The sequence below is a fragment of the Paenibacillus taihuensis genome (assembly GCF_003386535.1).
Taxonomy (GTDB): Bacteria; Bacillota; Bacilli; order Paenibacillales; family Paenibacillaceae; genus Paenibacillus_Z; species Paenibacillus_Z taihuensis.
In genome coordinates this window covers 14206-27256 of sequence record NZ_QTTN01000010.1, presented here as the reverse complement: position 1 = coordinate 27256, position 13051 = coordinate 14206, and the positions used below count along the sequence as shown (strand labels likewise).

General features: G+C 55.9%; 10 protein-coding genes. 7 read left to right on the top strand and 3 right to left on the bottom strand.

What is annotated here, in order from left to right; translation table 11 throughout:
* The first annotated feature begins 15 nt into the window (after positions 1-15).
* Entirely contained in the window at positions 16-426 is a 411-nt protein-coding gene (locus tag A8990_RS10545) for an NUDIX hydrolase (protein WP_116188995.1), read from the top strand.
* Here A8990_RS10545 and A8990_RS10540 read toward each other — a convergent pair whose 3' ends face one another.
* The 3 genes from A8990_RS10540 to A8990_RS10535 all read right to left on the bottom strand — a co-directional run bounded on the left by A8990_RS10540 (position 427) and on the right by A8990_RS10535 (position 2457).
* A complete protein-coding gene (locus tag A8990_RS10540; protein WP_116188994.1) occupies positions 427-972 on the bottom strand; it encodes a hypothetical protein in 546 nt (181 codons plus the stop codon). It abuts the gene before it with no gap.
* A 154-nt stretch (positions 973-1126) separates the two neighbouring features.
* Positions 1127-1276 (bottom strand): hypothetical protein, encoded by a 150-nt coding sequence (locus A8990_RS31510; RefSeq protein WP_181909506.1) that lies wholly within the window; start codon positions 1274-1276, stop codon positions 1127-1129.
* A 164-nt stretch (positions 1277-1440) separates the two neighbouring features.
* A complete protein-coding gene (locus A8990_RS10535) occupies positions 1441-2457 on the bottom strand; it encodes an LLM class flavin-dependent oxidoreductase (RefSeq protein ID WP_116188993.1) in 1017 nt (338 codons plus the stop codon).
* A 288-nt stretch (positions 2458-2745) separates the two neighbouring features.
* On the opposite strand from A8990_RS10535, the gene A8990_RS10530 reads away from it, so the two are divergent.
* From A8990_RS10530 to A8990_RS10505, 6 genes are all read left to right on the top strand, one after another.
* Positions 2746-4425: a sensor histidine kinase gene (locus tag A8990_RS10530; protein WP_116188992.1), complete on the top strand. Its 1680-nt coding sequence runs from the start codon at positions 2746-2748 to the stop codon at positions 4423-4425.
* Entirely contained in the window at positions 4400-6043 is a 1644-nt protein-coding gene (locus A8990_RS10525; RefSeq protein WP_116188991.1) for a response regulator transcription factor, read from the top strand. The genes A8990_RS10530 and A8990_RS10525 overlap by 26 nt, the downstream gene beginning before the upstream one ends.
* Before the next feature lie 503 nt (positions 6044-6546).
* Positions 6547-8319, top strand: a complete 1773-nt coding sequence (locus A8990_RS10520) for an extracellular solute-binding protein (RefSeq protein ID WP_245995945.1) — start codon at positions 6547-6549, stop codon at positions 8317-8319.
* A gap of 80 nt (positions 8320-8399) precedes the next feature.
* Complete coding sequence (locus A8990_RS10515) at positions 8400-9299, top strand: ABC transporter permease (RefSeq protein WP_116188990.1); 900 nt, start codon at positions 8400-8402, stop codon at positions 9297-9299.
* A gap of 17 nt (positions 9300-9316) precedes the next feature.
* A complete protein-coding gene (locus A8990_RS10510) occupies positions 9317-10201 on the top strand; it encodes a carbohydrate ABC transporter permease (RefSeq protein WP_116188989.1) in 885 nt (294 codons plus the stop codon).
* A gap of 22 nt (positions 10202-10223) precedes the next feature.
* Positions 10224-12659, top strand: a complete 2436-nt coding sequence (locus A8990_RS10505; protein ID WP_116188988.1) for an alpha-L-rhamnosidase-related protein — start codon at positions 10224-10226, stop codon at positions 12657-12659.
* Positions 12660-13051: the final 392 nt, after the last annotated feature.

The following is a 13051-nucleotide window of genomic DNA, read 5'->3' as shown; positions in this document are numbered from 1 at the left end:
GAGGGGGAACAGCGAGTGCAAGGCTATAACTGTTTGATGGTGTACAATCCGGAGATGGACAGGCTGCTCATGTGCCGAAGGCTGAAGGAGCCGTATAAGGGGCTGAGCAATCTCGTCGGTGGCAAAATCGAGCCAGGTGAAGCAGGAATGGACGCGGCTTACCGGGAACTTGAAGAGGAAACAGGCATCACGGCGGCAGATCTTGTGCTGCATCGGATTATGGATTTCACGTATTATTTGCAGGACTGCTACGTGGAGGTTTACGCGGGCAGGTTGAAGCACGACGTCACCGTTGCAGGAGACGAGAACGAGCTATATTGGTCCGATCTGTCGCCTGACTTCTTCGACATGACGCTGTATGCGGGGGAGGGCAATATTGGGCATATGATTGAGCAGGTGAATATGAGTAAGGCGTTGTTTGAATAACTACTGGTTAATCCAACCTTCAAAAAACTCAACGTCGCTCGTGCCTGCTGCTTTTCCTTTTATTAACTCTTTCATGCTGCTTCTCATCAAATGTTCTCTCGCGGAAACCTTCTGATCTTTCTTATCGAATAGGCCTTGAATGCCACCGCTTATGTAGTACGTATTCTCTTGGTCATCCGTTTGTTTTCGTAAAAATAAATAATATCCTTCGCCGGATACAAGTTCGTTACCGTCTTTTAATTGATAAATAATGATTTCTTCTGGGCTTTTTCCTTTAAACGATTTCGTTACTTTAAACGTTGTCGCAACGCCCACATCGGAAGAAGCTTGTTCTGAGACGGCTGCTCCGAAAACAATGAGGTCGGCACTCCTTTTCAGGTCTTTGATGTCCAGGACGCCGTCACTAAAAGATCCTTGAGCGAATGCGCCCGGACCATCATCATTCTCGGTACGTTCCGGAACCCTCTCGGTGCTTGCTCTAATCAGAATGGTGAACGATACGACAACGAATGCGCTCATAGCAGCAATCAATAGTGTTTTTTTCAAAGAGAAGCACCTGCTTTCACCTTATTCATACGCTAATCATATCGAATAAAGGTGAATGGTTCTCATGAGAAAATAATGCTTTTACTTTCAAAACTAAATGTCATGCTGGCGGGTTATCCGGGAACTTGAAGTTCATAGTTGTAAAATAGTCACTTTACTCCCGTACAAGCTTGCAGCTCCCGCACTTCGCACATTGTTTCAGCGGCGACGCGAAGCAAGGGCGGGGCTGCTTGGCATCAATCTCCTTCTTATCCTTATCCAGCACCAATTCAGCTTGTTCTTGCTCTGTCCGCTTCAACAACATGTCGTTCACTCCTCGTGTGCAAGTTATGAGTTGATTATAGACAGCGCGAAACAATCTGTATTGTAAGCGTTGTATCACAATTGTAAAAAAGTAAGAACGAAAAAATGCCCTCTGCTTGGCCGCCGCGAATCGGCGCAGCCAAACAAAGGGCATTTATCGTTCCGTTAGCTGCTGCGCGTAAGACCAGCAGCTTCCGCCAAAATTTCATACGACCGCAGCCGAGCCGCGTGGTCGTAGATCTGCGAGGTGACGATGAGCTCATCCGCCATCGGCTCGCGCAGGATCTCCTGCAGCCGCGCTTCCACCGTGCTCTTGCTGCCGGCGATGGCGTACTTGAACTTGGACTGCAGCGCGTCCCGTTCATGCGGCTGCCACAGCTCATCCATGTTGTCGATCGGCGGCTTCAGCTTGCCGGGGCGGCCTCGGATGAGGCTGAGGAATTGCTGCTGCTGCGACGTGGCGAGGAAGCGCGCCTCCTCATCTGTTTCGGCGGCGACGATGTTGACGCCGACCATAATGTATGGCTTCGCCAGCGCCTCCGACGGGCGGAAGGTGCTGCGATACAGATGGATCGCGGGCATCAAGTACTCCGGCGCAAAATGGCTCGCGAACGAGAACGGCAGCCCGAGCTCCGCCGCGAGCTTCGCGCTGAAGCCGCTGGAGCCGAGCAGCCAGATCGGCACGTCGATGCCTTCGCCTGGCGTCGCGCGCACAGGGCGATACTCGTCCGTCGGCGGATGGAAGTAGTCGCGCAGCTCGGCGAGCAGCTCCGGGAAGTCCTGCCCGTGCGAGCCGAGATCCTTCCGCAGCGCGCGCGCCGTCGTCTGGTCGGAGCCTGGCGCGCGGCCAAGGCCGAGGTCGATCCGGCCCGGGTACATCGATTCGAGCGTGCCGAACTGCTCGGCGATGACTAGCGGCGCATGGTTCGGCAGCATAATGCCGCCGGAGCCGACGCGGATGCGCTCCGTGCCGCCGGCCACGTAGCCGATGACAACGGAGGTGGCGGAGCTGGCGATGCCCGCCATATTGTGATGCTCCGCCAGCCAGTAGCGGTTGTAACCGAGGCGCTCGGCGTGACGCGCGAGCTCCAGCGTATTGCGGAACGCATCCGCCGGCATGGAGCCTTCAATTACAGGCGCCAAGTCCAGGACGGAGAGCGGAACGTGTATGGTGTCAGTCATAATTTTGACCTCCTAATCAATCGGAATTATGCGATCCATTTCATTATGGAACAGTGACCTAACAATAGCAAGCATCTAACTTTTCATAAGTTAATATACGTATTCCAGTCCGTATATTTTCTTCATTATTTTTGCTATAGTTGGAGAAAGTTAACCGCAGAAACTATACGCGCTGGGGGTGCAAAGTCACTGTTCATCCTGAAACGTCTCGCGTCACTGTCGATTCTGCCGAAGCTTGTCCTCACTTTCCTGGTCACCCTCACCCCACTGTACATCATCAGCTGGAAAATGAACGAGACCGGCTCCTCCCATGTCCAGAAGGAAATTACCGATTCCCTTGTCTCCCGTTCGTCGCTCTATATGAATATGCTCGAATTTGACCTCGACAGCGTTATCCGCCAGCTGCAGGAATACGTCAATGACGACGACCTGCTGAAGCTGACAAGCTCCTCCGAAGTCATGACCGAAATCGAGAAGATGCAATCGCAGCTTCGCCTCAAGAGCAAGCTTGATCTACTCAAGCGCTCCAGTAAATTCGTGGAGAACGCCATCGCGTTCATCCCGGAGATGCACCGAACCGTATCCGCCAACGCCAATGTCATCGGCAGCTTCGATGAGGAGCAGTTCGAGGCGCTGACGAAATCGACCAACAGGTTCGAGTCTCCTTTTCTCCTCTGGAAAGACCGAATCTTCATCAGTATTCCGTATCCGGACCCTGCTGTCGCAAGTCGGCAAAGGCCTGTGTTCCTGCTCGCCGTTGAAATTTCAAGGCGCGAGCTCGGCATGGTGCTGCAGGAGTTTACGAATGAAGGCGGGCAGACGGCGCTCGTCGGCAATAAGCAGCCTTTCATTATTACCGCAGGCCAAGGGCAGGTTGATGAAGCGCTCATTGATGATTTTCAAAAGGCGGGTACGGAGGCCGAAGAAACGAAGGGGCTGCGCTCCGTGTCGTGGAATGATCAGTCCTATCTCGTCGTCACGAAGCATTCCTCCAGGCTCGATATGTCCCTTCTGATGTATGTGCCGGAAAGCAAGGTGAATGCCTCGCTGCAAGTGTACCGCTTCTGGTTCTACGTGTTATCAGCGATGTCAGTCTTCCTCGTGCTCTTATTCTCCTATAGCATCTATCTCATCATTCATCAGCCGCTCAAGCGGCTTGTCCGTTCCTTCAGACGCATCGAGCAGGGGCATTTCAATCTCGAAGTGAGCTATCCCCTTGCTGACGAATTTGGCTACTTATATGGACAGTTCAATGGCATGGTCAAGCGGCTTGACGTGCTTGTTCATGAGGTGTACGAGCAGCGGTATCTTGCCCGGCTCGCGGAGCTGCGGCATTTGCAGTCGCAGATCAATCCGCATTTTCTGTACAACAGTTATTTCATTCTGTACCGGATGGCGCAGCAGCGTGACCATGACAATGTCATCTATTTCACGAAGCATCTGGGCGAGTACTTCCAATATATTACCCGCGATGGCTCGGACGAAGTCCCGCTGGCGAACGAGATCCATCATGCCCGCACGTATGCAGAGATTCAGTCGATTCGCTTCTCGGAGCGGATTATCGTGGAGTTCGACGAAGTGCCGGACGAGCTGCGGAGCTTCCCGGTGCCGCGCTTAATTGTGCAGCCCATTATTGAGAACGCCTACAACCACGGTCTCGAGAACAAAAGAAAGGGCGGCCTGATCACCGTCAGCTTCCAGAGCAAGCAAGGCGCTATCGAAATCGCAATTACCGATAACGGCGGCAATATGGATGACGAGAAGCTGCGCGAGCTGCAGGCCAGCTTGCTGGACAAGGGTCCTTCTACCGAACATACGGGGCTGCTCAATGTGCATCGGCGCATCATCATTAAGTATGGCGGAGGCGGGCTTGCGCTTGGCATTGGTGAAGAGCAGGGTCTCTCAGTGACGATAACGATTCCAACGGAAACGGGGAACATGCATGAATCGCTTGCTCATAGTGGATGACGAAAAGTTCACGGTCGACGGATTGTACGAAATGATCGAGGATACGCCGGATCTCGAGCTTGATCTGTACCGAGCCTATTCCCCTGAGGAAGCGCTGGAGTGGCTGTCTCGGACGAAGATTGACATCGTGCTGAGCGACGTTCGGATGCCCGGAATGACGGGGCTTGAGCTGCAGCAGCGTATCGTTGCGCAGTGGCCGCGGTGCAAGATTATTTTCCTCACCGGCATTCATAATCTCGAGACGGCGCAGCTGGCCGTTCGTTCGGGCTCGATCGATTATATATTGAAAACCGAAGGCGACGAAGCCATTATTCGCAGTATTCAAAAAGCGATCGACAGCCTCGCGGAGGAGTCAGAGAGCAGCCAATTCATGCTGCAAGCGAAAGAGCGGATGAGCAGGGCGCTGCCTCTGCTTCATCGGGACTGGGTGATGTCGCTGCTCGAGCTGCAATCATCAGTTACATACGCGAAGCTGCAGGAGGTGCACATTCCGCTGAGTAGTGAGCTGCCGGTCATCCCCCTTATCGGGCGAGTCGACCAGTGGCAGAACACGGCAGGTTACCAGGATCAGTCGTTATTGCTCTACGCGGTACAAAATATCGCCGCGGAGTACTATGCATCCTTGTCCTTCTTCTCCGTAAGCTTGGACATGCATCACTTCATCTGTTTGATCCAGCCAAGCTTGGAGGCTGTCGCTTCGGCATCGAAGCCGGAGTCCGAGCTGTGGCGCGACACCGTCAGCTTCGTGCAGGGCACGATGCTGTCCGTTCAGCAAACATGCGACAGGCTGCTCAAGCTGCCAGTGTCGCTCATTTGCGGCGCGGGTGCAGTCGGGTGGCAGCAGCTGCCGCACGTCTATGGCCAGATGCGGAAGCAGCTGCTCGTCGGCCTCGGCTCCCGGGATCGGATGCTGCTCATTCTCGATCAGCAGCAGGAGGAAGGCGAGGAAGCTGCGGATCAGTCGCAGCCCGCGCTGCCGCCTCTGCGGACGATGACGGCGCAGCTGGAGCGGCTGCTTGAAGTCGGCGGCGCGGAGGAATTCGCCGCCAAGGTCAAGCAGTATGCAGCGCTGCCGACGCAGTACGCCGACTATGCGCTGGTCTACTATGCGGTCGCGAGCGTCCTGCTCAGCCAGCTGACGCAGGCCGAAGCGCGTCAGGATGAGCCTGCTGCCACCGACATCGATATTGATATGCTCATGAATCTCGCCGCGCACAAGTCACGGGAAGCGGCGGTGCAATTTCTGCTAAGCACAGCCGCTGCCATTCATGAACGGCGCAGTCGGGTGCAGTCCGAGCGCACGCATCAGCTCATCTGCAAGCTGCATCAATTTATTCGCGGCAACCTGGGCGGGGACTTGTCGCTCACGCGTCTATCCGAAGTGGTCTATTTGAACCCGGCCTATCTGTCTGTCTTGTACAAGCAGCAGACAGGCCGCAACCTATCCGACTATATTGCAGAGCTGCGCCTCGATAAGGCGAAGGAGCTGCTGCTTGCCACGCCGTTCAAAATCCACGAAATTGCGGACAAGGTCGGCTTTGAGACATCGGGCTATTTTACGAGATTTTTCAAGAAGAGACTGCAGATGACGCCGCAGGAGTACCGTGCGAAGGAGTGACGGCTGTGCCGCTCACATTGCTGTGGCAGGTTTCGGGCTGAGAGTCGGAAGATCCGACTCTCGCGCGGGAAATGCAGCGAAAACGAGCTGAGCGTCGGAAAATCCGACTCTCGTGGTGTGAGGCGGCGGGGTGTAGTGGGGGTTCTCGGGCTGAGAGTCGGAAAACCCGACTCTCGTGGTGTGAGGCGGCGTGGTGTAGCACGGGTTCTCGGGCTGAGAGTCGGAAAACCCGACTTAACGGTGGCGATTTCCCGCCCCCAATTAGCCGATTCGCAGTAAATAGCCGCTGTCACAACCGTTAGCATTCCGAAAGCCGCATTTTTCACGAAATAGCCGCTCCTACAACCGTTTATAGCAACTCGCTGATGCCCGGAGCTGCCCCCTCCATCACAATTTCCTATACAAGAGACCACGAATCTATAGATTGTTCCATAGAGGGCGGATCATGCGCCATTTTATACTGAGAGGGAAGGAAGCTTGCAAAATAAAAGGGAGGTTACAGGATGCATAAGCCATTCAAATGGACGGCAATTGTGCTAATGACTTTTATTTTTGTTTTTGTATCCGCTTGCAGCTCGAGCAATGACAACAAGAACACTTCCAATTCCTCGGGGAACAACGCATCCAGCAATTCCAGCAGTTCGAATTCATCCGGCACCGACAACAGCAGCACAGGCAATTCCGGCGGCAATACGTCAACGGATTCGTCGAATACGTCAGAGCCGGCCGGAGAGGCTGACAAGTACGATCCTCCGATTGACGTTACGAGCGTGCGGATCATTAACGACACGTACAAGTTCATGGAAGGTCAAACGATCGACAACAACATGTGGACACAGCTGCTCGAAGAGAAGCTTGGCATTAAGATCAAATACGATTGGGTCGTAAGCGGCGACCAGCCTGGCGGCCAAGGCGAGCAGAAGATGAACGTCTCGATCGCGTCCGGCGACCTGCCAGACTTCATTCCAGTGAACGCGAAGCAGCTGAAGCAGCTGCAGGAAGCGGATGAACTGGAAGATCTGACAGCGATCTATGACAAGTACGCTTCTCCGTTCCTGAAGGAAATCCTGAACCAGGACGGTCCGGCATCCCTCAACTCCGCTACGTTCGGCGGCAAGCTGATGGCGATCCCGAATACCGGCTCTTCGATGGACGGCGCGGCGATGATCTGGATCCGCAAGGACTGGCTCGATAAGCTCGGCCTGCAGCCTCCGAAGACGATGGCTGACGTGCTGGCAATCTCCCAAGCATTCACAACGAAGGATCCGGACGGCAACGGCAAGCCGGATACGTACGGCATTGCATTGAATAAGGATCTGTACGGCGGCTTCGCCGATATTACAGGCTTCATGAACAGCTACCACGCTTATCCAGGCACTTGGATTAAGGATGCAAGCGGCAATATCGTGTACGGCAGCATTCAGCCGGAGATGAAGACGGCCCTTGCGGAAATGCAGAAGATGTATAAGAACGGCGAGATCGATAAGGAATTCGGCGTCAAAGACGGCGGTAAAGAAGCAGAACTGACTGCTTCGGGCAAAATCGGCATGCAGTTCGGCCAAATGTGGAACCCGCTCTGGCCGCTCGTTGACAGTAAGAAGAACGATCCGAACGCGCAGTGGCAGTCGTATCCGCTCGCTTCGGCCGACGACCAGCCGGTAACGCCGCAGGTGGGCTTTGCGACAGGGCAATATTTTGCGGTGAAGAAGGGTGCTGCTCATCCGGAAGCGCTGCTGAAGATGATCAACCTGTTCGTTGAAACAGGCTGGGGCCAGACGACAACGCCTGAGAACTATGCGAAGTACTTCACGGGCGACGGCTTCGAGAAGTTCAAAATGATGCCGTTCCAAGCATGGCCCGCCCGCAAAAACCTGGATATCCATCTCCACGTAACGGCTGCACTGGACAGCGGGGACACTTCCGGTCTCAATCCGGAGGAGAAGGATAATCACGATAAGATCAAATCCTGGATGGATGGCTCGAGCAAGGAACCGCTGAACTGGGCGTATGAGCGCGTATTCGGCAAGGAAGGCTCGTTCGTCGTCATTAACCAGTACGTAAGCGGCAATCAGCTGAAGCTGACGGAGTTCTACGGAGCGCCGACGCCTGCGATGGTCGAGAAGGAATCGAACCTGAAGAAACGCGAGCTGGAGACGTTCACGAAGATCATTATGGGCGACTCGGTCGATACGTTCGACAAGTTCGTGGAAGAGTGGAAAAAGCTCGGAGGCGACCAAATTACGCAAGAGGTTAACGACTGGGCGAAGAATAAGTAAGCTTGGATTGTGACAGGCGGGGGAAGCGGCGTCTTCCCCCTTTTTGTCATTAGGCTAGGGCCCTAAGGGAGGAAGCGCGCATGTTCTTGAAAAAATGGAGTGGGCAGCTCCCGCTGCACCTGATGATTTTGCCGGGGCTGGTCCTCATCCTCATCTACAGCTACGGTCCGATGTTCGGGCTTCTTATTGCATTCGAGAAATACGTGCCGGCGAAAGGGATCATGGGCTCCAAGTGGGTCGGACTCGACAACTTCCGGTATGTGCTCGAGATGCCGGAGTCGACGCAGATTATTTGGAACACCATCCTCATTGCGATGATGAAAATCGTTGCAGGTCTCATCGCCCCGATCATTACAGCGCTGCTTCTGAACGAGGTTCGCAAAGAGGTATTCAAGCGCGGCATCCAGACGGTTGTTTATCTGCCGCACTTTCTGTCGTGGATCATTCTGGGCGGGATTCTGATCGATATTTTGTCGCCGACGAACGGGATTGTGAATCAGGTGCTGGGCTGGTTCGGCATTAAAGCTATCTACTTCTTAGGGGATAATCATTGGTTCCGGTATGTGCTTGTCATTACGGATGTGTGGAAGGAGTTCGGCTTCAATACGATCGTTTATTTGGCGGCATTGACAAGCATTAGTCCGACGCTGTACGAGGCGGCAATCGTGGATGGCGCAGGCAGATGGAAGCAGACGCTGCACGTGACATTGCCGGGCATGACTTCGATTATTGTGCTGCTCGTTACTCTGAGTCTCGGAAACGTTCTGAACGCCGGGTTTGACCAGGTGTTTAATTTATATAGCCCGCAAGTGTACGAGACCGGCGACGTCATCGATACGTTCGTGTACCGGATCGGTCTTGTCGATGCGCAGTACGGGGTTGCGACCGCCGTCGGCGTCTTCCGGTCCGTCGTCTCGCTGTTCTCTATATCACTGTCCTATTATCTGGCGTATCGGTTCGCGAATTATCGCATTTTCTGATGAGAGGAGAGAGCGGGATGCTGGAGCATTACACCGTCAGCCGAAGAGTGTTTCTAACCTTCAACTACGTCTTTCTGACATGCCTCGGCATTATATGTATTCTGCCGATCATTCACGTTCTAGCCGTATCGTTCAGCTCGAGTGCGGCTGCGCAAGCCGGTTACGTCAAGCTGTGGCCGGTGCAGTTCACGCTCAGCTCCTATGATTATGTCATGCATAAGCCGGCATTCTTCAAGTCGATCCTCGTTACCTTGAAGCGGGTAGGACTCGGGATTCCGACGAATATGCTGCTCACGGTTCTGATTGCCTACCCTCTGTCCAAAGAAGCGAAAAAGTTCCCGATGCGCACATTCTACGCATGGGTGTTCGTGGTGACGATCCTGTTCAGCGGCGGTCTCATTCCGCTCTATATGACGATCAAGGAGACGCATATCCTGGACACGGTCTGGGCGATGGTGCTGCCAGGGGCGGTGCCGGTGTTTAATGTAATTCTGCTGCTGAACTTCTTCCGTGGCTTGCCCAAAGAATTGGAGGAAGCGGCATTCATCGACGGAGCTGGACATTGGACGACGCTGTGGCGGATCTTCCTGCCATTGTCGCTGCCGGCGCTGGCGACGATTACGTTGTTCGCGACGGTTAACCATTGGAACTCGTGGTTCGACGGCTTGATCTTCATGAACTCGCCGGACCATTATCCGCTGCAAAGTTATCTGCAGACGGTCGTAATTAACCGGGATTTGACGCTAATGTCATCGGCAGATATGAAATCGCTCACGGAGGTCAATGACAGGACGGCGAAGGCGGCGCAGATCTTCCTTGGCGCGCTCCCGATTCTGCTCGTATATCCGTTTCTGCAGCGGTTCTTCATGAAGGGAATTGTGCTTGGCAGCGTGAAAGAATAAGAGATGTAAGGAGGCGATAGCGGTGGAAGAGAATCGGTCATGGCGTGCTCGGTGGATCTGGCATGAGCGTTACCCGTGGACGAATGCTCCGGGCGAGCATGAATTGGTGCTGTTCCGGCGTACGTTCGAGGTGGAAGATGCGGCTTCGGCTCGGCTCGTGCTGTCGGTGTCGGCAGACAGCCGGTATCGATTGTTCTTGAATAGCGAGTCTGTCTCAGTTGGACCGTGCAAAGGCGATCAGTTCACGCACTATTATGAGACGGTGGATCTGACGGGGAAGCTTCGCGAAGGGACGAATGTGTTGGCTGCGAAAGTGCTGCACTTGGCGGCAAGCGACCCGCATATGATGGGGCTTAGCGGGCCGATCGCGATCCATCGCTCGAACGCTGGCGTGTTCCTGCTGGAAGGAACGCTGCAGGATGGCGAGCGTGAGGTTGTGCTGGACACCGGTGCTAAAGGCAGCGGCGATGGCGGTGGCAACGGAAACGAAAGCGGAAACAGGAGTGGCTGGTTGGCGAAGCTGCAGGGTGGATATACGATGAAGCCGAGCTGGGTAATTCCGTGGCTCGGCGGGCTCGAGGACGTGGACGGCGCGGGACTCGACCACGGCTGGGAGCAGCCGGAGTACGCGGCTGTTTCGGAGGCGGACGGCTGGAAGGAAGCCGTCGTCGCGATGGAGACGCGGGGCGGCTTCGGCGAGCTGACGCCGTGGCAGCTCGCGCCGCGGCCGATTCCGCCGCTGTTCGAGCGGGAGCGGCCTTTTGCCGGCGTGACGAAGAGCGGCGGCGATGTTGGCGCAGATGCGCTGGCGGGGGCGGTTGGCACGGGTGGCGGTGCGGCTGTCGTGCTGCAGCCGGGGCAGTCGTTCTGGGCGGAGCTGGACGCCGGGGAGCTGGCGACAGGCTATCTGCGCCTCGCGATGCGCGGCGGAGCGGGCAGCCGGGTGTCGATCCTCTGCGCGGAGTGCTACGAGGATCCGTCTTCGACGATTCGCGACCGCGTCAAGGGCGTGCGCGATGATGCGGAGAATGGCATTTTGCTCGGAGATACGGACTTGTATCGCGTGGCGGGCGCCGGGAATGCGGCGCAGGCAGAGGTGTTCGAACCTTTCTGGTTCCGCACGTTCCGGTACGTGAGGCTGGAGATCACGGCTGGTGAGGAACCGCTTGAGCTGGCTTCGTTTGGCTATCGCGATACGGGCTATCCGCTGGATGTGAAGGCAGAGTTCAGCTGCTCGGACCCTGGGTACGAGGCGCTATGGCAGTTGTCGTTGAATACGCTGCAGCGCTGTATGCACGAGACTTACGAGGACTGCCCGTATTATGAGCAGCTTCAGTATACGATGGATACCAGGCTGCAGATGATGTTTACATATATGATCAGCGGCGACGACCGGATGGCGCGGCGTACGCTGTACGATTATCACAGCTCGGCATTGCCGTCCGGCATGCTGCAAAGCCGTTATCCGTCGCAGTATCCGCAGATTATTCCGTCGTTCTCGCTGTATTGGATTCATATGCTGTACGATCATTATATGTATTTTGGCGATGCGGAGCTGGTCCGTTACTATCGCCGAACGATCGGCGGTGTGCTGGATTGGTTCCGCCGCTTAGTGCGCGAGGATGGACTTGTCGGAGAGACGCCCGAGGCATACTGGCCTTACTACGACTGGGTAGAGTCGTGGGAGAATGGCGCGCCGGATGCGCGTTTACATGGCCCAGTGACTCTGCTCAGCCAGATGTATGCAGCTGCTCTGAATACGGCGGCGAAGCTGTACGATGCAGTGAACTGGCGCGACGCTGCAAGCGAGGCGCGGGCAGAAGCGGGCGCGGTGAACGCCGCGGTGCGGGAGCATTGCTGGCGCGTGGAGCGCGGGCTGTTCTCCGACGGCCCGGGCGTCGATATGTTCAGCCAGCATGCGCAGCTGTGGGCTGTCGTCTCCGGCGCGGTGGAAGGCGCTGAAGCCGAGGTGTTGCTGGAGCGGACGCTCGGCGATGCGACGCTGCCGGTGGTTTCGGTGCCGATGTCGTATACGCTGTTCCGCACGCTATCCGACATCGGGCGGTACGATCTGGCGCAGCCGATCATGCAGCAGTGGAACGAGTTCCTGGAGCTGCACCTGACGACGCTGCCCGAGTGGGCTTTCGGCAGTCCGCGAAGCGACTGCCACGCGTGGAGCGCATTGCCGCTCTCCGAATTCACGAGCGAAATTCTCGGCGTCAAATCCGGCCGCGCCGGCTACGCCGAGATCCGCATCGCGCCGCAGCCGCTTCGCCTCACCTGGGCTCGCGGCAAAGTAGCTACGCCGCACGGCCTGGTCGAGGTCAGCTGGAGCCTCGCCGAGGACGGCAGCTTCCAGCTGCAAGGCGAAGGCCCGGCGGGCATCCCGCTCGTGCTCACGCTGCCGAGCGGCGAAGTGATCGAACTGCCAGAAGGCGGGCAGTTCGGGGCGGTTTAAGGTTGGAGGGAGCCTCTCTGTGAGGGAGGCCACCCTTTTTTTTGTGTTGTTAACTTGCGCCTCCCCGCATTTCGTCTCCGCCAGCCGTCTCCACCTCTCGTTCGCCTTGGGCACCCACCTCCGCCAGCCGCTAATGAACCCCACAGCGCTTATTTCGCCGCATCCGCCGCATTCCATACTCTAAGGAACTCCACGCACCTTATTCGCTCCCAAACCCGCTCAAACTACCCGTTTTTGACCAATTAGCGCTTCTGGAGTTCCTTACAGCAATCGTCGGCCCGATTTCCGCCAAATAAGCGCACTGGAGTTCCTTAGCCACCGGAGCATCTTTGGTTACTAATTTCCACCCCCGCCTCGCACCTCGCACCTCGTGCCTCCACCTCGTGCCTCCC

Bases quoted from the DNA above. Each gene is read 5' to 3' on its own strand.
- A8990_RS31510 (WP_181909506.1), bottom strand. From the start codon at position 1,276: ATGTTGTTGAAGCGGACAGAGCAAGAACAAGCTGAATTGGTGCTGGAT.
- A8990_RS10535 (WP_116188993.1), bottom strand. From the start codon at position 2,457: ATGACTGACACCATACACGTTCCGCTCTCCGTCCTGGACTTGGCGCCT.
- A8990_RS10530 (WP_116188992.1), top strand. From the start codon at position 2,746: ATGAACGAGACCGGCTCCTCCCATGTCCAGAAGGAAATTACCGATTCC.
- A8990_RS10525 (WP_116188991.1), top strand. From the start codon at position 4,400: ATGAATCGCTTGCTCATAGTGGATGACGAAAAGTTCACGGTCGACGGA.
- A8990_RS10520 (WP_245995945.1), top strand. From the start codon at position 6,547: ATGCATAAGCCATTCAAATGGACGGCAATTGTGCTAATGACTTTTATT.
- A8990_RS10515 (WP_116188990.1), top strand. From the start codon at position 8,400: ATGTTCTTGAAAAAATGGAGTGGGCAGCTCCCGCTGCACCTGATGATT.
- A8990_RS10510 (WP_116188989.1), top strand. From the start codon at position 9,317: ATGCTGGAGCATTACACCGTCAGCCGAAGAGTGTTTCTAACCTTCAAC.